26 protein-coding genes are annotated in these 24958 nt (G+C 64.0%); 18 read left to right on the top strand and 8 right to left on the bottom strand.

All coding sequences use genetic code 11. From position 1 onward, the window contains the following. Nucleotides 1-75: 75 nt before the first annotated feature. Nucleotides 76-1044 carry an aldose 1-epimerase family protein gene (locus QRX41_RS06165; RefSeq protein WP_156147905.1) on the bottom strand — a complete coding sequence of 323 codons (969 nt, stop codon included), beginning with the start codon at nt 1042-1044 and terminating at the stop codon, nt 76-78. A 172-nt stretch (nt 1045-1216) separates the two neighbouring features. Here QRX41_RS06165 and QRX41_RS06160 point away from each other — a divergent pair, with 172 nt between their 5' ends. Continuing rightward, nucleotides 1217-2284, top strand: coding sequence for a 4-hydroxy-3-methylbut-2-enyl diphosphate reductase (locus QRX41_RS06160; RefSeq protein ID WP_313839383.1), 1068 nt, complete (start codon nt 1217-1219; stop codon nt 2282-2284). A gap of 20 nt (nt 2285-2304) precedes the next feature. Here QRX41_RS06160 and ybaK read toward each other — a convergent pair whose 3' ends face one another. Beyond that, nucleotides 2305-2811 (bottom strand): Cys-tRNA(Pro) deacylase, encoded by a 507-nt coding sequence (gene ybaK / locus QRX41_RS06155; RefSeq protein WP_313839382.1) that lies wholly within the window; start codon nt 2809-2811, stop codon nt 2305-2307. A 76-nt stretch (nt 2812-2887) separates the two neighbouring features. Here ybaK and QRX41_RS06150 point away from each other — a divergent pair, with 76 nt between their 5' ends. Then, on the top strand, nt 2888-3484 hold the full coding sequence (locus QRX41_RS06150; protein ID WP_313839380.1) for a DedA family protein: 597 nt from the start codon (nt 2888-2890) through the stop codon (nt 3482-3484). Nucleotides 3485-3557: 73 nt separating this feature from the next. Here the strand turns inward: QRX41_RS06150 and gap are convergent, their stop codons facing one another. The 5 genes from gap to QRX41_RS06125 form a co-directional block, all read right to left on the bottom strand. After that, a complete protein-coding gene (gene gap / locus QRX41_RS06145; RefSeq protein WP_313839379.1) occupies nt 3558-4613 on the bottom strand; it encodes a type I glyceraldehyde-3-phosphate dehydrogenase in 1056 nt (351 codons plus the stop codon). A gap of 189 nt (nt 4614-4802) precedes the next feature. Continuing rightward, nucleotides 4803-5207: an arsenate reductase family protein gene (locus tag QRX41_RS06140; RefSeq protein ID WP_313839377.1), complete on the bottom strand. Its 405-nt coding sequence runs from the start codon at nt 5205-5207 to the stop codon at nt 4803-4805. A gap of 43 nt (nt 5208-5250) precedes the next feature. Next, complete coding sequence (locus QRX41_RS06135) at nt 5251-6009, bottom strand: thiamine diphosphokinase (RefSeq protein ID WP_313839376.1); 759 nt, start codon at nt 6007-6009, stop codon at nt 5251-5253. Between the two features lie 41 nt (nt 6010-6050). Then, nucleotides 6051-6407 (bottom strand): branched-chain amino acid transporter permease, encoded by a 357-nt coding sequence (locus tag QRX41_RS06130; RefSeq protein WP_313839374.1) that lies wholly within the window; start codon nt 6405-6407, stop codon nt 6051-6053. Then, the gene (locus QRX41_RS06125; RefSeq protein ID WP_313839372.1) at nt 6404-7141 is read right to left on the bottom strand and encodes an AzlC family ABC transporter permease; all 738 of its coding nucleotides are present in this window, start codon (nt 7139-7141) and stop codon (nt 6404-6406) included. The genes QRX41_RS06130 and QRX41_RS06125 overlap by 4 nt, the downstream gene beginning before the upstream one ends. 174 nt (nt 7142-7315) lie before the next feature. Here QRX41_RS06125 and msrB point away from each other — a divergent pair, with 174 nt between their 5' ends. From msrB to QRX41_RS06055, 14 genes are all read left to right on the top strand, one after another. After that, nucleotides 7316-8293, top strand: a complete 978-nt coding sequence (msrB, locus tag QRX41_RS06120) for a peptide-methionine (R)-S-oxide reductase MsrB (RefSeq protein WP_313839370.1) — start codon at nt 7316-7318, stop codon at nt 8291-8293. A 136-nt stretch (nt 8294-8429) separates the two neighbouring features. Then, nucleotides 8430-10319, top strand: a complete 1890-nt coding sequence (asnB, locus tag QRX41_RS06115) for an asparagine synthase (glutamine-hydrolyzing) (protein WP_313839368.1) — start codon at nt 8430-8432, stop codon at nt 10317-10319. 236 nt (nt 10320-10555) lie between these two features. Then, nucleotides 10556-11227, top strand: a complete 672-nt coding sequence (gene infC, locus QRX41_RS06110) for a translation initiation factor IF-3 (protein WP_029676114.1) — start codon at nt 10556-10558, stop codon at nt 11225-11227. Beyond that, on the top strand, nt 11208-11402 hold the full coding sequence (gene rpmI / locus QRX41_RS06105) for a 50S ribosomal protein L35 (RefSeq protein ID WP_015021617.1): 195 nt from the start codon (nt 11208-11210) through the stop codon (nt 11400-11402). Before infC ends, rpmI begins: the two co-directional genes overlap by 20 nt. Before the next feature lie 48 nt (nt 11403-11450). Then, the gene (gene rplT, locus QRX41_RS06100) at nt 11451-11834 is read left to right on the top strand and encodes a 50S ribosomal protein L20 (protein ID WP_015021618.1); all 384 of its coding nucleotides are present in this window, start codon (nt 11451-11453) and stop codon (nt 11832-11834) included. Nucleotides 11835-12095: 261 nt separating this feature from the next. Further along, complete coding sequence (locus QRX41_RS06095; protein WP_231575759.1) at nt 12096-13721, top strand: spermidine synthase; 1626 nt, start codon at nt 12096-12098, stop codon at nt 13719-13721. Nucleotides 13722-13845: 124 nt separating this feature from the next. Further along, nucleotides 13846-14775, top strand: a complete 930-nt coding sequence (xerD, locus tag QRX41_RS06090; protein ID WP_045924142.1) for a site-specific tyrosine recombinase XerD — start codon at nt 13846-13848, stop codon at nt 14773-14775. A 45-nt stretch (nt 14776-14820) separates the two neighbouring features. After that, complete coding sequence (locus tag QRX41_RS06085; protein WP_015021621.1) at nt 14821-15660, top strand: ParA family protein; 840 nt, start codon at nt 14821-14823, stop codon at nt 15658-15660. Further along, nucleotides 15657-16460, top strand: coding sequence for a segregation and condensation protein A (locus tag QRX41_RS06080; protein ID WP_045924143.1), 804 nt, complete (start codon nt 15657-15659; stop codon nt 16458-16460). The genes QRX41_RS06085 and QRX41_RS06080 overlap by 4 nt, the downstream gene beginning before the upstream one ends. Then, complete coding sequence (gene scpB / locus QRX41_RS06075) at nt 16457-17119, top strand: SMC-Scp complex subunit ScpB (RefSeq protein WP_045924144.1); 663 nt, start codon at nt 16457-16459, stop codon at nt 17117-17119. Before QRX41_RS06080 ends, scpB begins: the two co-directional genes overlap by 4 nt. Nucleotides 17120-17233: 114 nt before the next feature. Then, a complete protein-coding gene (typA, locus tag QRX41_RS06070; RefSeq protein WP_045924317.1) occupies nt 17234-19153 on the top strand; it encodes a translational GTPase TypA in 1920 nt (639 codons plus the stop codon). Between the two features lie 72 nt (nt 19154-19225). Then, nucleotides 19226-19690, top strand: coding sequence for a hypothetical protein (locus QRX41_RS06065; protein ID WP_052692737.1), 465 nt, complete (start codon nt 19226-19228; stop codon nt 19688-19690). Continuing rightward, entirely contained in the window at nt 19687-20673 is a 987-nt protein-coding gene (locus QRX41_RS06060; protein ID WP_045924145.1) for a prephenate dehydratase domain-containing protein, read from the top strand. Before QRX41_RS06065 ends, QRX41_RS06060 begins: the two co-directional genes overlap by 4 nt. A 65-nt stretch (nt 20674-20738) precedes the next feature. Next, complete coding sequence (locus tag QRX41_RS06055; RefSeq protein ID WP_197071151.1) at nt 20739-21776, top strand: prephenate dehydrogenase; 1038 nt, start codon at nt 20739-20741, stop codon at nt 21774-21776. Here the strand turns inward: QRX41_RS06055 and QRX41_RS06050 are convergent. After that, a complete protein-coding gene (locus QRX41_RS06050) occupies nt 21766-22038 on the bottom strand; it encodes a DUF6725 family protein (RefSeq protein WP_045924320.1) in 273 nt (90 codons plus the stop codon). The genes QRX41_RS06055 and QRX41_RS06050 overlap by 11 nt on opposite strands. Nucleotides 22039-22142: 104 nt before the next feature. Here QRX41_RS06050 and QRX41_RS06045 point away from each other — a divergent pair, with 104 nt between their 5' ends. Together QRX41_RS06045 and QRX41_RS06040 are read left to right on the top strand one after the other, a co-directional pair. Beyond that, nucleotides 22143-23075, top strand: a complete 933-nt coding sequence (locus tag QRX41_RS06045) for a tyrosine recombinase XerC (protein WP_045924146.1) — start codon at nt 22143-22145, stop codon at nt 23073-23075. Nucleotides 23076-23212: 137 nt separating this feature from the next. Further along, the gene (locus QRX41_RS06040; RefSeq protein WP_045924147.1) at nt 23213-24892 is read left to right on the top strand and encodes a peptide ABC transporter substrate-binding protein; all 1680 of its coding nucleotides are present in this window, start codon (nt 23213-23215) and stop codon (nt 24890-24892) included. The last annotated feature ends 66 nt before the right edge of the window (nt 24893-24958 follow it).

Below are 24958 nucleotides of genomic sequence, written 5' to 3'. Positions count from 1 at the left end.
CTTTGCTACTGATGATCCGATAAGCCTTGCCGATTATCGCACACCGGGGTGACCTTTGTCGACCGGACGGTCCGCTCAGAGCTGTTGTGCCCGGTATCCCACCTGGGTGGTGTAGACGGCGGCAGGCTGCAGAATGACCAGGTTCCGGCCTGTTCGGAAGGCATTGGCATAGGCGGTCATGGGCTCCACGGCAACGCCTGCCGGGCGCATGCCTGCGTCGAAGCCGGTCCCGGTGCAGACCTGCCAGGAGGTGATGGTCTCATCGCCCCAGAGCTGAATGCGGATGCCGTCCGGCCTGGTGAACCAGGCCGAGCAGGTGCCGTCGTCGTCCCGCTCCACATCGGTCCATGCGTCGTCGAAGGCCACATCCTCGCCCAGCACAAGGCCCTGACGCAGATCGGTCCGTCCCTGGACAGGTTCGGTGCCGGTGGGCAGCAGCCTGTCCGGGTCGACCACTACGTGGGTGCGGCAGGGGATGGACAGGGTGCAGGGGGCGTTGTCCTTCTGAATCTGGTCACCGACGCCCTGCTTGCCGTTGGACAGCCAGGGGTGGATGCCGAAGGCCCAGGGCGCGGCCTCGTCTCCCAGGTTCAGGGCCCGGGTGGTCATGGTCAGCCCCTGGTCGTCCAGGGTGTAGGTGACGGTGACCACCACGTCGAAGGGGTATCCGGCCATGTCGGGCACCCGCCAGGAGAGGCTGACGGAGTCTTCGGCCAGAACCTGCAGGTGCCAGTAGGCGCGGTAGCCGTAGCCGTGGATGGCGGTGCGCCGGTCGTGCTCATCGATGGGCAGGGTGTAGGTGTGGCCTTGGAAGTCGTAGGTGCCGTCCTCAATCCGGTTGGGGAAGGGGACCAGCACGTTCCCGTTGCTGCAGGGTACGGTTCCATCCGGGTCGAATGAGGCCAGCAGGTCCTTTCCCTGGTATTTCAGGACGCGCAGGATGGCTCCCAGCTCGGTCACTACCGCCTCGTAGTCCCCATGACGGATGCTGTACTGCTGTCCGGTCCGGGGCACGGCCCCGCCCATCATCTCGTTCGTATGCATGCTCCCACTTCCATAGTGCCGTTGATGCTTGGTACGCCACCATCCTAGCGCCTTGGCGGTCTTGGCTTCTTGGTGAAAGAGTGGCGCATGGACTACCGGGAGCCGTTCTGGCTTTCTACCATGGTCTTGCAATCTCCGGGACCGTCCGGATTGACATCGATAAGGAGCGGCAGTGGCAGGATTTCGGACCACCGTGTGCGAACAGCCGACCCCGCAGGGGCATGGGCGGGTCATCCTGGCTGATCCGCGCGGGTTCTGCGCGGGGGTGGACCGTGCCATCCAGACCGTGCAGACCATCCTGGATGCGGACAACCCCCACCAGGGGCTGCCGCCGGTCTATGTGCGCCGGCAAATAGTCCACAACCGGCATGTGGTCGAGGATCTAGCCCAGCGGGGGGCTGTCTTCGTGGACGAGCTGGATCAGATTCCTGACCAGGCCGTTCGTGCCGGGGTTCCTGTGGTCTTCTCGGCCCATGGCATCGCCCCCTCGGTCGTCAAGGAGGCCCAGCGGCGGGGAATGCGCGTGGTCGATGCCTCATGCCCCCTGGTCAGCAAGGTCCACCGGGAGGTCCAGCGCTTCGTTCGAGACGGCTACCGGATCATTTACATAGGCCACCGTGGGCACGACGAGGCTGTGGGTGTCATGGGGGAGGCCCCGGACCGGGTTCATCTGGTGGAGCATGAGGCCGATATTGAGGCCTTGGATTTTGGACCCGACACGCCCTTGGTCATGCTGACCCAAACCACCCTGAGCCTGGACGAGACCGCCGACCTGGCTGCGGCCCTGCGTCGACGCTTCCCCTGGATAGAGGAGCCTCCAGGCTCCGATATCTGCTATGCCACCCAGAACAGGCAGCAGGCGGTCAAGCTGGTGGCCGGTCAGGCGGACTGCATGATTGTGGTGGGGTCGGCCAACTCCTCTAATTCGGTGCGTCTGGTCGAGGTGGCCCGTCAGGCCCTGGATGAGCGCTTTCCCGGTCAGGGCGAGCAGAGGGCCCACCGGGTCGACGATGCGGGCGAGCTGGATCCCGTCTGGCTGCAGGGCATCGATTCGGTAGGGCTCACCTCGGGTGCTTCGGTTCCCGAAGACCTGGTTCAGGGGGTGCTGGAGACCCTGGCCTCCCGAGGGTTCACCCAGGTGACCCGGGCTCGGGCGGTTGACGAGCACATGCACTTCGTACTGCCTGCGGCCCTGCGTTCCGCACGGCCATCCAGGAAGCTTCCACAGCCGCAGGGCTAAGCTTCCAGGGCTAAGATCCCTCAGTCGGTGGCCAGCGGGGCGGTCTTGGCCTTGAGAACACGGATCAGATCCCGCGGGTCCAGACCCAGGCTGATCCCGCGCTTGCCGCCGGAGACCATGATGGTGTCGAATTCCAGGGCGCCCTGGTCCAGTACGGTCAGGTGCTGGGTGCGCTGGCCGAAGGGTGAGATGCCGCCCAGGACATATCCGCTCTCCCGCTCGGCCTGGGCCTTGTCGGCCATGCGGGCCTTCTTGGCGCCCACGGCAGCCGCCAGATGTTTGAGGTTCAGGTGGCCGGTCACCGGAACAATGCCGATGACCCGTTCCTTGCCCGTGTCGGCCATCAGGGTCTTGTAGACCGTGCGCGGGTCCAGGCCCAGCTTTTTGGCGGCCTCGATGCCGTATCCCTGGTCCATATGGTCGGCGTTGTGCTGATACTCGTGGATGGTGAAGGGAACCCCCTGAAGCTCCAGCTGGGCCATGGCCGGGGTCGCGGCATCCGAGTCCGCCCGCTTCTTCTTGCTCATGACTCCATGCTAAGGTACTGACCGTTTAGGGAGGCTGAGGGGTGTCTTTGGCGCCATCGCGCGGAAAGGGTGGTCCATGACCGCTGTCAATGCCTGGCTGCTTGATGCGGTGACGGGCGGCTGGGGGCTGGCCGTGCTTTTCCTGGCCGCCTTTCTGGATGCGCTGATCATTCCCATACCCACGGAGCTCATGGTCCTGGCGACGGCTTCGGCCTTCCGGGCCTCGGGACAACCTCTGCCTGTGCTGGTCTTTCTGGTATGCGCCCTGGCCTTCGCAGGCGGCGATGCCTGCACCTATGGGCTGGGGAGGATGGTCCCGCTGAATCGTCTGGCCGTCTTCCGTGGTGCCGCAGGCAAGGCTGTGACCTCATGGGCCCACCGGGCCCTGCTGCATGGAGGCGGCTTCTTCACGCTGGCCTCGCGCTTCGTGCCCTCGGGCCGGACCGTGGTCAATCTGACGGCCGGCGCGGCGCGGTATCCGCTGAACCGTTACCTGCCCCTGGCTGCCCTGGCCGGCCTGCTCTGGTCCATCTACATGTGGACCCTGGGGTATCTGGCCGCCTCATGGCTGGAAAACAATCCTCTGGCGGTCATGGCCTTCGGCTTTCTGGCGGGCATGGTCGTCGGCCTGGTCTGCGACCTGGCCATGCGGGCGCTCACCCGGAGGCGCTGATTACAAACAAGGGGCCCGCCCCCGTAGGGAACGGACCCCGAAATCGTTATGGCCGGAAGAACCGGCCGGATGCTCAGTCGCCCAGCTTGGCGAAGTAGAGCAGGGTGCGGATCATGTTGCTGGTGAAGCCGTACTCGTTGTCGTAGAAGGCAACGGTGCGGACCAGCTGGTCGTCGCCGTGGGTGTTGACATCGGTCTGGGTGGGATCGAAGACGCCGCCGTGGGTGTCGCCGATCACGTCGGAGGAGACGATGCCCTCGTCGTTGTAGCCGTAGTAGTCCTTGCCCTCGAAGGCCTTCTTGGCGGCGTCGTTGATCTCCTCGACGGTGACCTTCTTGTCCAGGACGCAGGTCAGCTCGGTGACGGATCCGGAGGGAACGGCCACGCGCTGTGCATGGCCCTGCAGCTTGCCGTCAACGGAGGGAACGACCTTGCCGATGGCCTTGGCGGCGCCGGTGGAGTGCTCGATGGTGTTGATGGCGGCGGCGCGGGTGTTGCGCGGCTTGTTGCCCTTGGGGCCGTCCAGCAGCATCTGGGAGCCGGTGTAGGCGTGGATGGTGGTCATGTAGCCGATGCGGATGCCGAAGTTGTCATCCAGCATCTTGACCATGGCGGCCAGGGAGCCGGTGGTGCAGGATCCGGCGGAGATAATCTTGTCGGAGGACTTCAGGGTCTCCTCGTTGACGCCGTAGACCACGGTGGGCGTGGTGTCGTCCTTGGCGGGGGCGGAGATCAGAACCTTCTTGGCTCCGGCGTTCAGGTGGGCCTGGGACTTCTCGGCCGAGGTGTAGAAGCCGGTGCACTCCAGCACATAGTCCACGCCGTCGTTCTTGACCCAGGGGATGTTGTTGGCGTCCTTCTCGGCATAGACCGGGTACTCCTTGCCGTCCACCACGATGGCGGTGTCGGTGGAGGTGACGGAGACAGGGGTGCCGTCGTCGTGACGGAAGGTGCCCTGGGTGCTGTCGTACTTGAGCAGATAGGCCAGAATGGCCGGGGTGGTCAGATCGTTGATGGCGGCAACCTCGATGTTGGAGGCGTCGCCGCCACGGGCTTGGAGCTCAAAGATGCGCCGGAAGGCCAGACGACCGATACGTCCGAATCCGTTGATGCCAATCTTTACTGTCATTCAATTCTCCCTTGGAGATTGGCCGTATACAGCACAAAAATTACCGGACCGTATATGGCCGATTACTGATAACATCTCATAGTTTATAGAACCCTGTGTACTTATAGCAAGCGATAACGCGGGTTCTGCCAAGGAAAAAACGAACAAAAAAATTGGTAGGTTTTGTTGTCTGTTTGCGTAATGAAACGATCAAGAATTGTGAGGATTTTCGTTCGTATCGGCCAGCCAATCCTCCCACTGCTGCTGACGGAATCCGACCAGGACATGCCGGCCATCCAGCAGGATGGGACGCTTGACCAGCATGCCGTCGGTGGACAGCAGCTGCAGAGCCTGTTCCGTGTCCATCTGCGGCAGACGTTTGCTTAAGCCCTGGCTGCGATAGGCCTGGCCCGAGGTATTGAAGAATCGTCGGACGGGCAGGCCGCTCATGTCCAGCCAGGCGGTCAGTTCCTCCTGGGTGGGGCGGTCCTCCTTGATGTCGCGCTCGGTGAAGTCCACATTGTGGTCGCGCAGCCAGGTGCGGGCCTTGGCGCAGGTTGAGCAGCGGCTGTAGCAGATGAAGAGCGGGTGCTGGGCTGTAGGTGATGCTGCCATAGTTCTTTCCTTTCCAAGTGGGTTTTCAAAGTCAAAAAGGGGCTCAGGCCAGCCGCCGGGAGGGCCGCGTCTCCAGGGAGCCCAGGTCGGCTCTGGGCTCCAGGCTGGTGCTCCAGACCGGCTGAGGCGCCGAGGTGGGGTAGGTGACGAATACCGCTCCCTGTTTCAGACCTATGTGGGCCGGTCTGCCGGGCAGGAACTCGTTGCTGACGCCGGTCACCTCCCGGTTGGTCATGGTCATGCCATCCGTCTGGTATTTGAGGCCCTGCTCGACTACTCCCAGAGCCTGGTCGTCGGCTGCCAGGACGGAGACCATGGACCTGGGCGGGCAGTCCCAGGCGGGGAAGTCCAGGCTTCCAGGGCCAAGGGCCGTGACCAGCATCCCTTGACCCCAGAGTTCGGCCCGGCCCCCGCTGGCGGCGATCAGATGGATCAGGTTCAGATTGGCCAGCGTGTGGTCCATGCGTCCGCCCAGGCCACCATATATAAGGAACCGTCGGCAGCCCCGCCGCCAGCCCACCTTGACCGCGGCCAGCAGGTCTGTGTCGTCCTTTTCGGCAGGCAGGACGCGGCGGGGGATGTCCGTGCGCAGCTTCCGGCTGCCAGCGGGCAGGGAATCGAAGTCGCCGACGACCAGCTCGGGCTCGTCCCCGTGCTCCAGGGCCGGCTCCAGCCCTCCGTCTGCTGCGATGACCAGGGCCTGACCGCCGCGTGCCGTCTCTTCGCCAAAGTACTGTCCTGCGCCCCAGATCCGGCAGAGCGGTGCTTGGACAGTCTCGCCCGACTGGCCGTCATCCTGCATGCGATTCTTCTTTCTGCGCTCGTCCCTTGAAGGCGTCTCCATCATCCCAGACCAGCCAGACCGACCAGGAAGCTCACCCACCCCTGCACCAGGGCCATGTAGGTCAGGGTCCCGCAGGCGATGCTGACCATCATGTTTCGCCAGCGCAGGTGGACCAGGGTCGTGACCAGCAGAGCCAGGGCTTCATAGATCCCGTGGTCGCCTCCGACCAGGTTGGTGTGCCGGAGCGAATAGACCACCAGCAGTCCCATGACGGCGGCGGGCAGCAGTCGCCCCAGCCTGGTCACCAGGGCCGGCGGCCGACGCCCCTCCGGCCAGATGATGAAGGGCAGGAATCTGGTGGCCATGGTTCCCAGGACCACAATGCCTATGGTGATCAGTTGCTGCGTGGTGGTCATGAGGCCTCCCTCTGGCTGTGGAAGTCCAAGAGGATGAAGATGGCCAGGATGACCACCATGGACGGGATGATGAACCGGTCAGGTCCGAAGACCAGCAGGCAGGCCAAGGAGGCCAGCAGACCGATCATGGCAGGCAGGCGGGCCTCGGCCTGCCGCCACTGCTCAAGAAAGAGGACCAGGAACATGGCGGTCAGCACGAAATCCAGCCCCCTGGTGTCGAAGTTGGCCAGGTTGCCCAGCACGGCGCCCAGGGTGGCGCCGCCCACCCAGTAGATCTGGTCGAGCAGGGTGACGAAGAAGAGGTACCAGCCCTTGTCGGTCCCGGCCGGGTGAGGATCGGCGGACTCCAGGGCGAAGGTCTCATCGCACATGCCGAAGATCAGGTAGGGCTTCTTCCGGCCCGTCCCTCGAAAGACCGGCAGCATGGCCAGGCCGTAGAAGAGGTGGCGTGCATTGACCATCAGGGTCAGCATCAGCGCGCCCCAGGGGTTGAAGGTTGACATGAGCAGGTCCACGGTCACGAACTCCATGGATCCGGCGTAGATCAGGGCGCTCATGGCCACCGGGTAGACCACCGGGAAGCCACGGCTGGTCATCAGAAAACCGTAGGAAATCCCCAGCACCAGGAATCCGGCCATGATGGGCAGGGTCCGTGGGAAGGCCGCAGCCAGGGAGCCCAGGATGGTCCCGGAGGACTCCGCGTCTTCGTCAGCGTCTTCCTGCACTCGCTGCATGAACCGCCTCCTGACTTCGTTTGGGGAATGGTCAGCAATGATAATCCCCTCTCGCGCTGCGCGGATAGGCTGGTCGACAATGTGAGAAGGCTGTCAAGACGGGACGGGCGTGGAATAGGCGCTCTCCCGCTCCTGTTGAACCTAGCGATAGGCACCGGTATGCGAGGAGGAATCATGGACAAGAACAAGATTTCGACCAACAACCCGGCCACGGTCGTCCTGGCAGGGGGATGTTTCTGGGGCGTTGAGCGGTTCTTCCAGGAGGTGGACGGGATCACCGACACCCAGGTGGGATACGCCCAGTCCACAGTGCCCAACCCCAGCTATGAGCAGGTCTGCAGCGGTGTCACCGACGCCGTGGAGAGCGTGCGGCTGACCTATGATCCCCAGAGCGTCAGTCTGCGGACCCTGACCCTGCTTCTGCTGGATCTGATCGACCCCTTCTCGGTGGATCGGCAGGGCAACGACCGGGGCAGGCAGTATCGCAGCGGCCTCTACTGGGATCCTGAGGATCGCGAGCAGGAGGAGCCCGTCTTCCGCCGCGCCCTGGATGAGCTGGAGCGCAGGACCGGCCGTCACCCCGCTGTGCAGGTGGAAGCCCTGATCAACTTTTATCCGGCGGAGGAGTCCCACCAGGACTATCTGCTCAAGAACCCCGGCGGATACTGCCACATCCCTCTGGAGGCCATCGCCAACGCCGCCTCCCGCCAGCGCTATATCGAGCGCATCTGGTCCCTGGACCCTGAAAGCTACGAGGTCACCCAGCACTCGGCCACCGAGAGGCCTTTCACCAACGCCTACGACGGGGAGTTCCGCCCGGGCATCTATGTGGACGTGGTCAGTGGACAGCCGCTCTTCTCCTCGGCGGACAAGTACGACTCGGGCTGCGGCTGGCCGGCATTCACCAAGCCCATCGATCCCGACCTGCTGGTCAACCGCAAGGACTACAAGCTGCTGGGCCGGCCCCGGATCGAGGTGCGGACGGCACAGACCGGCATCCATCTGGGACACGTCTTCGACGACGGCCCTGCTGACCGTGGCGGGCAGCGCTACTGCATGAACTCCGCCGCCCTGCGGTTCGTGCCGCGGGACCGGATGGAGGAGGAAGGCTACGGGGACTACCTGCCCTTGGTAGACCAGGTTAGCCGTTGACCGTTCTGCCTCCAGTGACACGCCGGAGCTTCTGACCCATGGGGTTCCGGCGCAGTCCACGCATGAGGCCGGTCTGTTCCCTGTTGCCCTTTTAGGCTATTGTGGACTGCTGGTGGATTGATAAGGAGTCATGCCAATGTGCGGAATTGCTGGGTTCGTCAACGACACCTCTGCCGAGGAAAAAACGGCCGTGCTCAAGCGGATGACGGACATCATCGCCCACCGAGGCCCCGACAACGAGGGGCATTTCGTCGATGAGCGGGTGGCCCTGGGCTTTCGGCGCCTGAGCATCATCGACCTGCAGGGCGGCGACCAGCCCATCTTCAACGAGGACTCCTCCATGGCCATCACCATGAACGGGGAGATCTACAACTACCGTGAACTGCGCCGCCAGCTGATCGACCTGGGGCACACCTTCTCCACCGAGTCCGACACCGAGGTCATCCTGCACGGCTACGAGCAGTGGGGCCACCAGGTGGTCAACCGCCTGCGCGGCATGTTCGCCTTCGTCATCTGGGACCGCGGCCGCGGCGAACTCTTCGGGGCCCGGGACCACTTCGGCATCAAGCCCTTCTATTACGCCCGGATGGGCGGCACCTTCATGTACGCCTCGGAGATCAAGAGCCTCCTGCAGCATCCGGACTTCCACAAGGAGCTCAATACCCAGGCCCTGCGTCCCTACATGACCTTCCAGTACCCGGCGCTTCCGGAGACCTTCTTCAAGGGCGTATTCAAGCTTCCCGAGGGCCATTGGTTCACCTTCCGGGACGGGAAGATGGACATCCACCAGTATTATGACCCGGCCTTTGGGGAGAGCAAGCAGGATCTGAAGGACCTGGTCGACTCCATCGACCAGACCGTCCAGGATTCGGTCAAGGCTCACCAGGTGGCCGATGTGGAGGTGGGATCCTTCCTCTCCTCCGGGGTGGACTCCAGCTATGTCGCAGCCTTGGCACGCCCCCGGCACACCTATTCGATCGGCTTCGGCAAGGGAACCTACAACGAGTCCGACCAGGCTGGCGAGCTCGCCTCCATACTCAAGCTCAACAACACCACCGAGTCCCTGGACGGTGACCAGGCCTTCAGCTATTTCCCGCAGATTCAGTGGTATATGGACGAACCTGACTCCAATCCCTCCTGCGTGCCGCTCTTCTTCCTTTCCGAGCTGGCCAGCCGGGACCTGCGCGTGGTCCTGAGCGGGGAGGGCGCCGACGAGCTCTTCGCAGGCTATATAGACTACGGCGTGCACACGCGCTCGCGGATCATCAAGGATGTCACCCGCCTCCTGGGCCGGTTGCCGCGCAAGGCCCGGTATGCCATCGGACGCTGGGCCAAGGGCAAGCACTTCCACGGGGCCTGGCACCTCTACGCCAACCTGGCCCCCGCCGAGGAGAGCTTCATCGGCCAGGCCAAGGTCTTCGACGAGGACGAGGCCGGCAGGCTGCTCAAGCCGGCCTACCGCAAGGCTCCCCGTGTCTCTGAGATCACTGGGCGAATCTACGCCCGGCTCAAGGGTCGCAGCCTGTCCGAGCTCAAGAAGAAGCAGTACCTGGACATGCATCAGTGGATGCCCGGGGACATCCTGCTCAAGGCTGACAAGATGACCATGGCCCACTCCCTGGAGCTGCGGGTGCCCCTGCTGGACCGCAAGCTGATGGATGTGGCCGAGAAGGTGCCTACCAAATACCTGATCACTGATCAGAACACCAAGTTCGCCTTCCGCAAGGCTGCCGACCGCCATATTCCCCGGGAGTGGTCCGCCAGGGAGAAGCTGGGCTTCCCCGTGCCCATCCGGGACTGGCTGCATCAGGAGCGTTACTACCGGCTGGTCCGCAGCATGTTCGAGCAGGAATGGGTCTCCGAGTTCTTCGACCAGAAGGCCTTGCTGCGCATGCTGGACGACAACTACGCCAAGCGCAACGACGCCCGCCGCAAGATCTGGACCGTCTACTCCTTCCTGACCTGGTATGACGTCTACTTCATCCACGACGGAACCAAGCCGGAGCTGATGGACCTTCAAGCCTAGGGGTCTGTCCTGAGGCCTGTGTTATACTGCTATTCGGCTTGAGAAATCAAGAAAGCGGATGATCCCACCTGGGAGCCTTCCATGGCTTCGGGTTCGACCTGCGTCGATGACGGTTGCCCGTCATCACGTACGGTGCAGGCATTGGCGGTTTCGTTGCCATACAGCAGCGACGGTCATGTTCGAAACCTATGGGTTCTTCGCCAGGCAGTGGATGTTGTGGTATTTGAGAAGGAGTCATCATTAGCGACGAACCAAGGATTAACGACGATATACGAGTGTCTCAGGTACGCCTGATCGGGCCCAACGGCGAACAGGTGGGAATCATTGCGACCTCCGTCGCCCTCAACCTGGCCAAGGAGGCCAACCTTGACCTGGTCGAGGTTGCGCCCAAGGCCAAGCCTCCGGTCGCCAAGCTCATTGATTACGGCAAGTTCAAATACAACGAGAAGATCAAGGCTCGTGAGGCGCGCCGCAATCAGAGCATGTCGGAGATCAAGGAGATCCGCTTCAGATTGAAGATCGACGACCACGACTTCGAGGTCAAGGAGGGGCACGTGCGCCGCTTCCTGTCCGCCGGAGACAAGGTCAAGGTCACCATCATGCTGCGTGGGCGTGAGCAGTCCCGGCCCATCGGCGGAGTGGAGCTCCTGCGCAAGCTGGCTGACGACGTCGCGGATCTGGGCTCCATCGAGTTCGCCCCCAAGCAGGAGGGGCGCAACATCATCATGACCCTGTCGCCCAAGGGCAAGAAGGTCCACACCCAGTCCGAGCAGCGTCGGCGGGGCGGCCAGGCCCGTGCCGAGCGCAAGGCCCGTCAGGCGGCCCATCTGGCTGCCAAGGCCGACAACAATACTTCTCCCAAGCAGATGAAATCCAAGGAGGGCAGCAATGCCGAAGATGAAAAGTAACTCCGCCGCATCCAAGCGCGTCCGGACCACGGGTTCGGGCAAGCTCATGCACGCCGGGACCGGTATGCGCCACAATCTGGAGCACAAGTCGGCCAAGAAGCGTCGTCACCTGTCCACTGACGAGGTGCTCGCTCCGACCCAGTCCAAGAACATGAAGAGGATGCTGGCCCGCTGAGCGGGTGCAGTCGCGTCGAGTGAGATTTTAGAAAGCTGAGGAATATCTATGGCACGAGTCAAGCGGGCAGTCAACGCGCATAAGAAGCGTCGGGTCGTCCTGGAGCGGGCGTCAGGCTACCGTGGCCAGCGCTCCCGTCTCTACCGCAAGGCCAAGGAGCAGCTGCTTCATTCATATACATACAACTTCCGGGACCGCAAGGCCCGCAAGGGCGACTTCCGCAAGCTGTGGATCCAGCGCATCAACGCCGGATGCCGCGCCCAGGGAATCACCTACAACCGCTTCATCCAGGGTCTGCGCCTGGCCGGCATCGAGCTGGATCGCCGTGCCCTGGCCGACCTGGTCGTCAACGACATCGACACCTTCAACGCCATCGTGGCTGAGGCCAAGAAGGCCCTGCCTGCCGATGTGAACGCTCCGGTCGCTGCCTGATCAGCGGACCTGGACACCCTACTACAAGAACCCCGCCTTTCGCGGGGTTCTTTGCATATTTGACCATTCCTCATGGGGACGGTAAGTTGATTGACGACAATGATGCCGGGAGCCGCCATGAACAGTGATCACAGCGCAGACGCATCGGCTGTCTCGGCAGCATCGGCAGGTCAGGCCAGTCAGTCGCCGAGCAGCGGTACATCCAAAAGGGCCAGAATCAATCAGTCGCGCCCTATTTTGCGGTCTCGGATCTTTCTCTATGTGACGGAGTTCTTCTCGGGGATGGCCGTCATGGCCGCCGAGCTGGGGGCCTCCCGCCTGCTGGCTCCATACTTCTCGTCCTCCCAGATCGTATGGACCATCATCATCGGGACCATCATGATCGCCCTGGCCCTGGGGGCCGTCGTCGGCGGCCGCTGGGCCGACCGGAACCCTGACCCGGACAGGCTCTACCTGTGCATTATGGCCGCGGCGGTCTGGATCGCCCTGATCCCCCTGGTCGGCAAGTATCTGATCATCCTGATCTCGGGGCTGCTGATCGTGGCCGTCTCCACCAACTTCCTGGTCCTGGCGGCCTTCATCTCCTGCCTGATCATCTTTGTTCCGCCCCTCTTCCTTCTGGGGACCATCACCCCCGGCCTGGTCAAGAGCGCCACCGACTCCCTGGACGACAACGCTTCGGTGGTCGGCCGGCTCAGCGCCTGCAATACCGTAGGATCCATCCTGGGCACCTTCCTGCCCACCTTTGTGACCATCCCGGCCGTAGGGACCTTCGTCACCTTTCTGATCTTCTCCGGGATACTGCTCCTGGTGGCCTTGGTCTACTTTCTTTCCTCCCATGCCCACCGCCTGGCCTGCCTGATCGCCACGGTGGCCTTTGTGGTCTCGGCCGCCCTGTCGCCGATGACGGGGTTCGCCTTCTGGGAGAAGGGCCTGGCCTACGAGGGCGAGTCCATCTACAACTACCTGCAGGTCAAAACCCTGGCGGACAGGACCATCCTCTCCACCAACGTCCTCTTCGGCGTTCAGTCGGTGACCATGAAGCATCCCGGGATGACCGGCATGTACTACGACACGGCCCTGGCGGCGCCGCTCATGGCTGATCAGGCCCGCTCGGCCCTGATCCTGGGCATGGGGACCGGGACCTATGCCCGGCAACTGAGGCGATACTATCCTCGGATGGCCGTCCAGGGGGTGGAGATCGACCAGGCCATCAGCAGCCTGGCCATCAAGTATTTTGATCAGCCCGCCGATATCCCGGTTTCCACCTACGACGGCCGAGCCTGGCTGGCGGCCAGTCGCCAGCGCTTCGACCTGATCATGGTCGATGCCTATCAGGACATCACCATCCCCTTCCAGATGAGCTCCACCGAGTTCTTCGCCCTGGTCAGGAACCACCTGAATCCGGGCGGAGTCATGGTGGTCAACATGAACATGATCGACGACGGTCAGGGGTCCATCAATGCGGCCCTGACCAATACCATCACCAGGGTCTTCGGGTCTGATGCCATCCTGACGGCCGACGTGCCCCGGACCACCAACCGCGAGCTCTTTGCGCGTCGTCCCTCTTCCGAGGATTTCTCGGGACCAGGAGGGGATAGCCAGGGCAAGAAGGAGGCGATGGGGGACTACCCGGGTTCCGACCTGTTGGCGGAGGCGGCCGCCAGGGTCAGCCCTGATCCGGACCTGTCCCGGATGATGGAGCAGGTCAGCTCCCGACTGAGCACGGTTGGGGATGCCAAGGGGAGGATATTGACCGATGACAATGCGCCGGTCGAATTGCTGGGCATGCACGCCATCGACCGGATCATCGGCAGGGAGGCCGGCCCCTACCGGCGGATTCTTCAGGAAAAAGGGATCCAGGGGCTGATCCAGGAGGTCTCTTGATAGGCCATCTTGATATCGGCCATCTCGATCCCAGGCGCGTTGGAAGCACGGGAACAAGGGAGCTGAGCGCTAGAATATGGCCTAAAGACCAGCACTGATGAAGAGAACCGGAGGTTAAGCAGTAGTGGACGGTGATCATCAGGAGGGGCTGACTGCATTGCTGGATCAGTTCCTGGCCTACACCGGTCTGGAGCGGGGTCTTGCCCCCGCCACGGTCAAGGCTTATCGGTCCGATCTGACCATGTACATCAACTGGCTGTCCGGCCGCGGCATCACCAGCCTGGAGCAGATTCAAACCGCCGATGTGGAGGGCTTTCTGGCCCATCTGGCCGACGAGAGTCCAGCCAGCCGCTCGCGGAGGATGGCCGCCGTCCATGAGTGGCACCGGTTCGCCCTCAAGCAGGGGGTGACCGACCAGGATGTCTCTCGTGCCGTCAAGGCTCCCAAGGGCACCTCGGCCCTGCCGGATGTGCTGGACGTGGACCAGGTGACCCGGCTGCTGGATGTGGCCGCCATGGGCGGGTCCAAGGATCCGGTGGTCCTGCGGGACAAGGCCCTGCTGGAGTTCATGTACGCCACCGGCTGCCGGGTCTCGGAGGCCGTCGGCACTGATTTGGAAGACATGGACCTTGACGAGCGGGTGGTCCGCCTGACCGGCAAGGGCGACAAGCAGCGTCTGGTGCCTATGGGCTCCTACGCCTGCCAGGCCATGGAGGCCTACCTGAATCTGGGACGGTCCAGCCTGTGCGATCGAGCCTCCAAGGGCAGGGAGCTGCGTGCCGTCTTCCTCAACAAGCGGGGCAAGCGGCTGACCAGGCAGACCGTCTGGCAGGTGGTCAGGGATGCCGGCCGCCGGGCGGGCCTGAACAGACCCCTGCACCCCCACACCCTGCGGCACTCCTTTGCCACTCATCTGCTGGAGGGAGGCGCCGATGTGCGTTCGGTCCAGGAGCTGCTGGGCCACGCATCGGTGACCACGACGCAGATCTACACACACGTCAGCCCCCAGGCCCTGATGGAGACCTACCAGACGGCCCATCCCCGCGCCCGCTGACCCGCCAACCCGCGAAAGCGGACGGAAACTTGATAGGGTAGAGGCATGCCTACGGATTTGTTAGGGCGCGAGTATGAGACGTTCGCTGCCCCGGAGCCTTTGAAACAGCACGGTCCGGCCCGTGTCCTCGCCATGTGCAACCAGAAGGGCGGCGTGGGCAAGACCACCTCATCCATCAACATCGCCGGGGCCATGTGCCAGTATGGGCGACGGGTGCTGATCGTGGACTTCGACCCCCAAGGCGCGGCAACCGTGGGCCTGGGCATCAACGCCAACAGCGTGGACAACACCATTTACACCGCCATGTTCGACACCTCCTTGGATGTTCACGAGGTGGTCCGGCACACCCGTTTTGACGGCCTGGACATCATCCCGGCCAACATTGACCTGTCGGCAGCCGAGATTCAGCTGGTCACCGAGGTCGGCAGGGAACAGGCCCTGGCGGCCACCATCCGGCCCCTGCGGCAGGAGTATGACGCCATCATCATCGACTGCCAGCCCTCGCTCGGCCTGCTGACCGTCAACGCGCTGACTGCTGCGGACGGGGTCATCATTCCCGTGGCGGCCGAGTTCTTCGCCCTGCGCGGCGTGGCCCTGCTCATGCAATCCATAGAGAAGGTCCGCAGCCGCATCAACCCCGACCTGCAGATCTACGGGGTGCTGGTCACCATGTACACCAAGACCCTGCATTCGGACGAGGTGCTTCAGCGCATCTACGAGGCCTTCAAGGGCAAGGTGCTGCACTCCATCATCAGCCGGTCCATCAAGCTGCCCGACGCCACGGTGGCCGGCGAGCCCATCACCATGTTCGCCCCCGAGCACAAGACCGCCAAGGAGTATCGGGAGGTCGCCCGGGAGCTGATCGCCCGCGGCATCGTGGCGTGAGCGGATCAGCGGACGGTTTTGCCGTCGACCTGGATGTCTACCAGGGGCCATTCGACCTGCTGCTGGGCATGCTGGCCAACCGCAAGCTCTCACTGACGGAGGTCTCGCTGGCCGCCATAACCGGGGAGTTTCTGGACTATGTGCGCACCCTGGACTTCAGCCAGGGGCTGGACCAGGCCAGCGCCTTCCTGGACGTGGCCTCGGTTCTGGTTGAGGCCAAGAGCGCCGCCCTCCTGCCTGTGGAGGACGAGTCCATGCGCGACCAGGCCTCCATGGATGCCCTCCGGGAGCGTGATCTGCTCTTCGCCAGGCTCCTGCAGTACCGGGCCTTCAAGCAGGCAGGGCAGGACTTTCGAGCCAGGCTGGCCGCCAACTCGGGCCGCTACCCGCATCCCGGCCATCTGGAGCCCCAGCTGGCCCATCTGCTGCCTGATCTGGTCTGGACCCTGAAGCCAGAGGATCTGGCCCTGCTCTGCGCCAACGCCCTGGTCAACGCTCCGGCCTCCCAGGTGCGTCTGGACCAGCTGCACGTGCCCCTGGTCGACCTGAACAAGGAGGCCGACCAGGTTCGCCAGGCCCTGCTGGCACAGCCCGGGCAGCCGGTGGCCTTCGCCGATCTGGTCGCCTCCTCCAAGGGCCGGGCGCAGGTGGTGGCCCGATTCCTGGCCGTGCTGATTTTCTTCAGGCAGGAACTGATCCAGTACCGTCAGGATGGCCCCTACCAGCCGCTCTACCTGCGCTGGGTTGGGCCGACACAGGAGCCGGAAACGGCCTTGATCAGTGAGGGGGACTTTGCATGAGCCAAACCTCGGCTCCCGATACCCGTCCCGAATACGTGGACTTTGACGTGCAGGACTTTCCCGGGGGGCTGGCCGCCTGCCTGGAGGCTATTCTGGTGGCCACGGACCGGCCGCTGACCGCAGAGGATTTCTCCCGGGTGCTGGCCGTGGATCCGGGCCCGGTCAATGCCGCCCTGGAATCGCTGGCCGAGTCCTATGGCGACCGAGGATTCGAACTGCGTCGGACCGCCCGGGGCTGGCAGCTGACCAGCAGAGCCGCCTACCAGCCCGTGGTGGCGGCCTTCGTCAAGGACGGCCAGACAGCACGCCTCTCCCAGGCGGCCCTGGAGGCCCTGGCCATCGTGGCCTACCGCCAGCCCATGACCCGTGCCCAGGTGGGGCAGATCCGCGGGGTCAATTCGGACGGGGTCATCCGGGCCCTGCTGGTGCGCGGCCTGGTCCGCGAGGAGGGCCTGGACGAGCAGACCCACGCCGCGCTGCTGGTCACCACCGACCTCTTCCTTGAGCGGATGGGCCTGCAATCCTTGGAGGATCTGCCCTCCCTAGCCCCCTTCCTGCCCGACGAGGACTCGGCTCTGGCCCAGGCCCGCCAGGAGCTGTCCGACCAGCTTCAGTCTCCGGATCCAGTCCAAGGTTCGCCCCAGGGCGAGGAGGAGTGAACGCCTGTCACACAAGGCGGTTACACTTGTCTCTGTTTGTCCAATTCCTGGATCATGCCAGCCGGCAGACAGGCCGGCGGAGGCATGGATAGCATTCACGAGAATGAGGTTTTGATGGCGGTACGCGGCGATATACGAAATGTGGCGATTGTGGCACACGTTGACCACGGCAAGACCACCCTGGTCAACGCCATGCTGCAGCAGTCGCACGTCTTCTCCGAGCGGGAGGAGGTGCCCGACCGGGTCATGGACTCCAACGACCTGGAGAAGGAGAAGGGCATCACCATCCTGGCCAAGAACACCGCCGTCAAGTACACAGGCCCACTGGCCGCCAAGCTGGGCGAGCCCGACGGCATCACCATCAACGTGGTGGACACCCCAGGCCACGCCGACTTCGGCGGCGAGGTGGAGCGCGGCATCTCCATGGTCGACGGCGTGGTCCTGCTGGTGGACGCCTCCGAGGGGCCCCTGCCCCAGACCCGCTTCGTCCTGCGCAAGGCCCTGGAGGCCAAGCTGCCCGTCATTCTGGTCATCAACAAGACCGACCGTCCCGATGCCCGCATCTCCGAGGTGGTCTCCGAGTCCACCGATCTGCTCCTGGGACTGGCCCAGGACGTAAGCGAGGAGGGAGTGGACCTGGATCTGGATTCCCTCCTGGACCTGCCGGTCATCTACTGCGCAGCCAAGGCCGGCAAGGCCTCTGTCAATCAGCCCGCCGACGGCGCCGTGCCCGACAACGACGATCTGGAGCCCCTCTTCGAGGCCATACTGACCAACATTCCCGCCCCTGAGTACGAGGAGGGCGCCCCGCTGCAGGCCCATGTGACCAACATCGACGCCTCCGACTACCTGGGCCGCCTGGGCCTGGTGCGCATCTACAACGGCACCCTGAGCAAGGGCCGCCAGTACGGCCTGTCGCGCGTGGACGGATCCATCGAGAACTTCAAGCTGACCGAGATCCTGCGCACCAAGGGCCTGCAGCGCTCGCCAGTGGACGAGGCCGGCCCCGGCGACATTGTGGCTGTGGCCGGCGTGGAGGACATCATGATCGGCGAGACCATCGTCGACCAGGACGACCCCCGGCCCCTGCCTCTGATCCACGTGGACGACCCGGCCGTCTCCATGACCTTCGGCACCAACGATTCGCCCCTGGCCGGCACCGAGGGCAAGGATCACAAGCTGACCGCCCGCATGCTCAAGGACCGTCTGGACCGCGAGCTGATCGGCAACGTCTCCATCAAGGTGCTGCCCACCGACCGGCCCGACGCCTGGGAGGTCCAGGGCCGTGGCGAGCTGGCCTTGGCCATCCTGGCCGAGCAGATGCGCCGGGAGGGCTACGAGCTGACCGTGGGCCGCCCCCAGGTGGTCACCAAGACCGTGGACGGCAAGCTTCAGGAGCCCATGGAGTCCGACACCATCGACGTGCCCGAGGAGTACATGGGCGCGGTCACCCAGCTCATGGCCGACCGCAAGGGCCGCATGGAGACCATGACCAACCACGGCTCCGGCTGGGTCAGGATGCAGTTCACCGTGCCCTCCCGTGGCCTGCTGGGCTTCCGCACCGCCCTGCTGACCGCCACCCGCGGCACCGGCATCTCCGCTTCAATCTCCGCCGGCTACGCCCCCTGGGCGGGCGACATCAAGACCCGGCAGAACGGATCCATGGTCTCCGACCGCTCCGGCAAGGCCAGCCCCTACGCCATGCAGAAGCTCCAGGCCCGGGGCGAGTTCTTCGTCAAGCCCCAGTCGCCCGTCTACGAGGGGCAGATCGTGGGCATCAACAACAAGCCCGGCGACCTGGACATCAACATCACCCTGGAGAAGCACATGACCAACATGCGTTCCTCCACCGCCGACGTGCTGGAGACCCTGACCCCGCCCATCGACATGAGCCTGGAGGAGTCCCTGGACTTCGCCAACGATGACGAGTGCGTGGAGGTGACCCCCGAGTCCATCCGCGTGCGCAAGATCATCCTGGACAGGGATGCCTGGTACAAGTGGAACGCCCGCCAGCGCAGGGCCAACAAGAAGTAACCCTTCTCCCACAATCAGATTCAGTCCGACCCGGCCGCCCCACGGTGACCGGGTCGGACTAGTCTTGTACCCATGAAGTCTCAGGTTTCCAAATCCAAGGATCAGGCCCCCTCCCATTCGGCGGGTGAGTCCGGCAAGAGGAGTCCTTTCCGCTGCCTGCTGGGCCTGCCCATCGGTCTGGCGGTGGGCGTGCTGGGAACCCTGGTCCAGCGCTCCGGGGCCGCTCAGGGTCTGCCCTGGGGGATGGTCCTGGCCTATCTGCTGGTGGCCCTGGCTGCCTGGTGGGTCCGTTGCGACAGCGGCACCATGGGGCTGGCCCTGCATCTGGTGGCCTCGACGGTCACGGTCTGGCTGCTCTCCATGCGGGGGCCTGGCGGCGACGTGCTCATGCCCTACGCCGACTTCCCCACATTCTTTGCCAAGTATGCGGTCTTTCTCTGGATGGGCGGGCTGGTCCTGATCCAGACCCTGGCCATCTGCCTGCCGGCCTCCTGGTTTGCCGATGGCCCCCTGCGTCGTCAGGGGCGATCCGCATGAGCCAGGATCCGTCAGGAAAGCCGGCGACTGAACCCGGCCGAATTCCCCTGCACTTCCTGGGTCCCGAGGGGACCTTCACCCATCAGGCCGCCCTTGAGGCCGCCAGCCTCATGGCGACAAGGCTGGACTGCAAGGCTGACTTGCGCCCCTGCTCGGATGCGGCTGCCATCGTGGCCGCCGTGGAGGAGGGCCGAGGCTGGGGAGTGCTGGCCTGGGAGAACAATGTGGAGGGCCATGTGGTGCCCAACATGGATGCCCTGATCGATGCTCAGGCGGTAGCGGGCTTCGGCATGGTCCGCCTGCCCATTGTCTTTGACGCCTTCGTCCGGGCTGACCATGATCCCTTGCGCCAGGTCGCCGCCCATCCCCATGGACTGGCCCAGTGCAAGGGCTTCATCACAGAGACCGGTCTCAATCAGGTGACTGCCAACTCCAACGCTGCGGCCTGCCGTGATCTGGGCCCCGATCAGGTGGCTCTGGGTCCTCGCATCTGCGGGAGCCTCTACGGACTGGAGACCTACCGGCGCGAGGTGCAGGACTATCAGGGCGCGCGCACCGACTTTCTTCTGCTGGCTCCCCGGGATCAGGCCGCCCGGCTGGCACGCCGCCTGGCGCCGGGCGGGGATTTCGAGTCCATCGTCACCTTCATCCCCCTGAATACCGGGCCGGGCGTGCTGGCCAACCTGCTGGACCGCCTGCGCGATGCGGGCCTGAACATGACCTCATTCATGTCCCGGCCCATCAAGGGGCACGACGGGACCTACAGCTTCGTGGCCAGCATCGACGCCGCACCATGGCAGAAGGGGCTCCATCAGGTGCTGGCCGACCTGCTGGACAGGGGGGACTGGCTCAAGACCCTGGCGGTCCATCCGCGCACCCCGCATCCAGCGCCCCCCATCCGTGAATGGATGCTGCCCAGGGCGGGGGCCTTCCGGGGCGAGGACCCCGACACCGAGACGATCAGCAAGGAGTTGTTATGGTAGATGAATCCGCATCTTTCCCGCACATGGACCTGTCAGGGCCCGAGCACATGCACCCCATGGCGGGCATGGCCGCCTCGCCGGTGCTGACCTCGGCCCACAAGATCGCCGTGGCGGGGCTGGGTCTGATCGGCGGATCGCTGGCCCGCCGCCTGGCCGCCCGGGGCCGGTTCGTGATTGCATGGAACCATAATGACCGTCCCTACGAGCAGGCCCGCAGCCAGGGGATCCACTGTGTGGACACCCTGGAGGAGCTGGCCAAGGGCAAGGCAGACGTGCTGGTGCTGGCCACCCCCTTGCGGGCCATGCCCGACGTGCTCCAGGCCCTGGCCCCGGTGCTGACCCGAGGCACCACCCTGACCGACGTGGGCAGTGTCAAGGGGCCGGTCCGCCGTCAGGTCGAGCAGGCCGGTCTGGCCGATCGGTATGTAGGCGCCCATCCCATGGCCGGCAGCGAAGGCTCCGGCTATGAGGACTCGGACCCGGCCCTCTTGGAAGATGCCCTCTGGGCTCTCTGCGTCGATGAACATACGGACTACAGCCGCTTTTTGACCGTGGCCGACATGGTCACCCAGGGGCTGGGCAACCGGCTGATCGCCCTGGACGATGCCACCCATGACCGGGCTGCGGCACTGATCTCGCACATGCCCCATGTGGTGGCCACCGCCCTGGCCAACATGCTGACGAAGTCGCCTGACCGCCGAGTGGCCTCGGCCCTGGCGGCCGGATCCTGGCGGGACATGACCCGTGTGGCCCTGACCGATCCTGAGCGGACCCGGGCCATGGTGGAGGAGAACGCCGGCCAGGTGGCCGACCTGCTGGATGATTTGGCCGAGAATCTGCAGGACATGGCCTCTCTCTTGCGGGACCAGGAGCCGGAGGCCGATGAAAAGCGCCGGGACTTCTTCCTCCAGGCGGACCCCTTCCGGCGCTATAAGGCCGCCCTAGGCGACCAGGAGCAGACGCCCACAACTGATTTGGAATTGGATCCTCAGGAGGGCAACTGGCGGCAGGAGCTGCTGGATTCAGCCCTGCGCGGCGAGCAGGTCTCGGCCTTCCTGACCACCAGCCGGGCCCGGGTTCTGCACCCGCCGGTCATCGACTGAGGTCAGGTGGGGCTGGGCGGGGCGATCGGCGTTCCGGGACCGGCTTCAGGGCCACCATGTCTTCTGCTGGCAGGGTCACACGTTCCCCGGGACGCGACCCATTGGCCGCCGGGTCCCTGTCCAGGATCAGCCGATGTCCGTCCCAGTCGACCACATGGCCCACGTAGTCTCGGAACTTGGGCCTTCCATCCTCCGGGTCCGACCCCTGGGCGATCCTGACCACCAGCCGCGCTCCGGCCGGTATGGCTGCTGGCAAACGCATGGCCATCCACCTCCTGGGCCAGTATCGCCTGCGGCTGCGACGAGGGTGAAAGCGCCTAAACTGTATTGCACATACTGCACAGCCAAGCGAAAGGAGTGCCATCGGTGGATCAGGATCTGCAGGACTTCACCGACTATCTTTCCCGGGTGGCAGGCAAGAGCCCCAACACCGTGCGATCCTACCGGGCCGACCTGTCGGGCTTTCTGCATCTGATGCATCTGCACGGCATCGATGACCCCGCGCAGATCGACCTGGCCACCATCAGGTCCTGGCTGGCCCACGAGGCATCGACCCACGCCCGTTCGACCATGGCCCGGAAAACGGCCGCACTGAGGTCTTTCTTCGGCTGGCTGAGCCGGCACGGCCGGATCAAGACCGACCCTACCCTGGCCCTGAGCAGCCCCAAGCAGTCCGAGCACCTTCCACGGATCCTGACGCACGACCAGGCCCGCACCCTGATGGATACGGTCGACCATGATCCGGTCGAGCCCCGGGAGGACGAGGATGTCCAGGCGGCCTTGCAGGTGCGGGATGCGGCCATGCTGGAGCTGCTGTACGCCACGGGCATGCGTGTGGCCGAGCTCTGTGGACTGGATCTGGATGACGTGAACCGGCGTAGCCGAACCGTAAAGGTCCTGGGCAAGGGTTCCAAGGAGCGGGTCCTGCCCTATGGCCTGCCCGCCGATCGCGCCCTGGATCGCTGGCTGGGGGAGGGGCGGCCGGTCCTGGCGGGCTCAACGGCCAAATCGGCCCGCAAGGCAGGTCAGGCCCTCTTCCTGGGTCAGCTGGGCGGCAGGGTTGGTCAGCGGCAGGTCCGCAAGGTGGTCCACCAGGCGGCCGGTCAGGCCGGGGTGCCCGACATAGCCCCCCACGCCCTGCGGCACTCGGCCGCCACGCATATGCTGGATGGGGGAGCCGACCTGCGCGAGGTTCAGGAGATGCTGGGCCACTCCTCCCTGCGGACCACCCAGCGCTACACCCACGTCTCCATCGAGCAGCTGCGGGCCCGGTACAGGCAGGCTTTTCCAAGGGCCTGAAATCCGGCAAATGAGACAGGACTTGTCTTGGGAAACATCCCGGTATCAGAATATGGCGTATTGTAACTTGGACATCGGTCAAAGATTTTCGGGATACAGGCGAGACGTTGACAACCAGCTAAAGGGGAGCGGCAGGAATGAAGAGAAGTTCACAGCTCACAGTGGTGTCAGCGTTCATCTGTGCCTTGGCGCTTCTGGCCAGCGGCTGCGGTAGTGGCGGCAGCAGTACCGATACCGAGGGTGCCGAGCAGTCGTCCAGCGACCAGACCAGCAACAACGCCGTGGTGTCGGTCCATGGGTGCGAGCCGGCCAACCCGCTCATTCCCAGCAGCGCCGCGGAAAGCTGCGGCGGACAGGTCGTGGACGCCATCAACTCCAAGCTGATCCGCTTCGACGACCAGGGCAAGGCCCACAACGATCTGGCCTCGGAGATCAAGGGCAACGACGACATGTCCCAGTACAAGGTCACCCTGGTCGACGGGCGCAAGTTCTCGGATGGCACCCCTATTACAGCCAGGTCCTTCACCAGGGCCTGGTCCTGGAGCGCCAATGTGTCCAACGGCCAACTGAACGCCAGCTTTTTCTCTGACATCAAGGGCTTTGACGACCTGCAGAAGCAGGGTGTGCCTGCGGATGCCCAGTTCTCCGGATTGAAGGTCATCAATGACAAGACCTTCACCGTGGACCTCATTTCGCCCTCGTCCACCTTCCCCATTCAGGTGGGCTATACCTCTTTTGCGCCCCTGCCTGAATCCTTCTACAAGAATCCCAAGGCCTACGGGGAGAACCCGGTCAGCTCGGGTCCCTACAAGTTCGAGTCCTGGCAGCACAACGCCATGATCAAGCTTCGCAGGAACGACGACTACGACGGGGAGGTCAAGGTCCGCAACGGCGGCATCGACTATAAGGTCTACACGGATCTGGGTTCTGCCTATTCCGATGTGCAGGCGGGCAACCTGGATGTGATCGACAGGATTCCCACCTCCGCTGTCAAGACGTTCATGACCGACAGCATGGTGCAGAGTTATAACAAGCCTGGCTCCACCCTGCAGATGTTCACCATTCCTACCACCATGGAGCATTTCGGCCAGGACCAGGAGGGCCGCCTGCGCCGCCTGGCCATCTCCATGGCCATTGACCGGAAGATGCTGATCGACAAGGTCCTGGGCGGTCTGGGCGTGCAGCCCACCGACTTCACCGCACCGACCATCCCGGGCTATGCCAAGGATCTCAAGGGTTCGGACAACCTCAAGTACAACGCCAGGAAGGCCAAGGAGTACTGGGCCAAGGCCGATGCCATCAGCAAGTGGCCGGCCGACAAGAGCTTCCAAATGCTGTACAGTTCGGATGGCGGTGCCAAGGACTTCTACGACGGCATGGCCAACTCCATCAAGAACACGCTGGGCATCAAGGCCGAGGCCACTCCTGTGCCCACCTTCAGCGAGTTCCGCGGCAACATCAAAAAGCGCCTCTATAACAACGCGGCTTTCAGGTCTTCATGGTCGCCCGACTATCCATCGCCTGAGAGCTATCTGATGAGCAACTTCGCCAGCTCGGCGGCCGATGGCAACGGATCCAACGATGGCGACTACAAGAACCCCAAGTTCGACGCTCTGCTCAAGCAGGCTGCCAAGGCCAAGGACACCGATGAAGCCAACAGGCTCTTCCAGGATGCTGAGGAGATCCTTCTACAGGACATGCCGGCGGTTCCGCTCTATTATGGAAACAACATTGGCGCGTCTGCTAAAAAGGTTCATGGGATGCGTCTGGGCTGGGATGGCTATCCGATCTTCCCGGAGCTGTCCAAGGACCAGTAATGATCGTGCCGGAAACGGCATGAACCGCCGTCGATGACTGGCGGTTCGGGAAACCAACCAAAGGAA

Source organism: Bifidobacterium kimbladii (assembly GCF_032193675.1).
GTDB classification, from domain to species: Bacteria; Actinomycetota; Actinomycetes; order Actinomycetales; family Bifidobacteriaceae; genus Bombiscardovia; species Bombiscardovia kimbladii.
Note: the sequence above shows the minus strand (reverse complement) of the source record. Positions and strands in the feature narration are given on the sequence as shown.

Bases quoted from the DNA above. Each gene is read 5' to 3' on its own strand.
- QRX41_RS06165 (WP_156147905.1), bottom strand. From the start codon at position 1,044: ATGCATACGAACGAGATGATGGGCGGGGCCGTGCCCCGGACCGGACAG.
- ybaK (WP_313839382.1), bottom strand. From the start codon at position 2,811: ATGAGCAAGAAGAAGCGGGCGGACTCGGATGCCGCGACCCCGGCCATG.
- QRX41_RS06150 (WP_313839380.1), top strand. From the start codon at position 2,888: ATGACCGCTGTCAATGCCTGGCTGCTTGATGCGGTGACGGGCGGCTGG.
- gap (WP_313839379.1), bottom strand. From the start codon at position 4,613: ATGACAGTAAAGATTGGCATCAACGGATTCGGACGTATCGGTCGTCTG.
- QRX41_RS06140 (WP_313839377.1), bottom strand. From the start codon at position 5,207: ATGGCAGCATCACCTACAGCCCAGCACCCGCTCTTCATCTGCTACAGC.
- QRX41_RS06135 (WP_313839376.1), bottom strand. From the start codon at position 6,009: ATGCAGGATGACGGCCAGTCGGGCGAGACTGTCCAAGCACCGCTCTGC.
- QRX41_RS06130 (WP_313839374.1), bottom strand. From the start codon at position 6,407: ATGACCACCACGCAGCAACTGATCACCATAGGCATTGTGGTCCTGGGA.
- QRX41_RS06125 (WP_313839372.1), bottom strand. From the start codon at position 7,141: ATGCAGCGAGTGCAGGAAGACGCTGACGAAGACGCGGAGTCCTCCGGG.
- msrB (WP_313839370.1), top strand. From the start codon at position 7,316: ATGGACAAGAACAAGATTTCGACCAACAACCCGGCCACGGTCGTCCTG.
- asnB (WP_313839368.1), top strand. From the start codon at position 8,430: ATGTGCGGAATTGCTGGGTTCGTCAACGACACCTCTGCCGAGGAAAAA.
- rpmI (WP_015021617.1), top strand. From the start codon at position 11,208: ATGCCGAAGATGAAAAGTAACTCCGCCGCATCCAAGCGCGTCCGGACC.
- rplT (WP_015021618.1), top strand. From the start codon at position 11,451: ATGGCACGAGTCAAGCGGGCAGTCAACGCGCATAAGAAGCGTCGGGTC.
- QRX41_RS06085 (WP_015021621.1), top strand. From the start codon at position 14,821: ATGCCTACGGATTTGTTAGGGCGCGAGTATGAGACGTTCGCTGCCCCG.
- scpB (WP_045924144.1), top strand. From the start codon at position 16,457: ATGAGCCAAACCTCGGCTCCCGATACCCGTCCCGAATACGTGGACTTT.
- typA (WP_045924317.1), top strand. From the start codon at position 17,234: ATGGCGGTACGCGGCGATATACGAAATGTGGCGATTGTGGCACACGTT.
- QRX41_RS06065 (WP_052692737.1), top strand. From the start codon at position 19,226: ATGAAGTCTCAGGTTTCCAAATCCAAGGATCAGGCCCCCTCCCATTCG.
- QRX41_RS06060 (WP_045924145.1), top strand. From the start codon at position 19,687: ATGAGCCAGGATCCGTCAGGAAAGCCGGCGACTGAACCCGGCCGAATT.
- QRX41_RS06055 (WP_197071151.1), top strand. From the start codon at position 20,739: ATGGCCGCCTCGCCGGTGCTGACCTCGGCCCACAAGATCGCCGTGGCG.
- QRX41_RS06050 (WP_045924320.1), bottom strand. From the start codon at position 22,038: ATGCGTTTGCCAGCAGCCATACCGGCCGGAGCGCGGCTGGTGGTCAGG.
- QRX41_RS06040 (WP_045924147.1), top strand. From the start codon at position 23,213: ATGAAGAGAAGTTCACAGCTCACAGTGGTGTCAGCGTTCATCTGTGCC.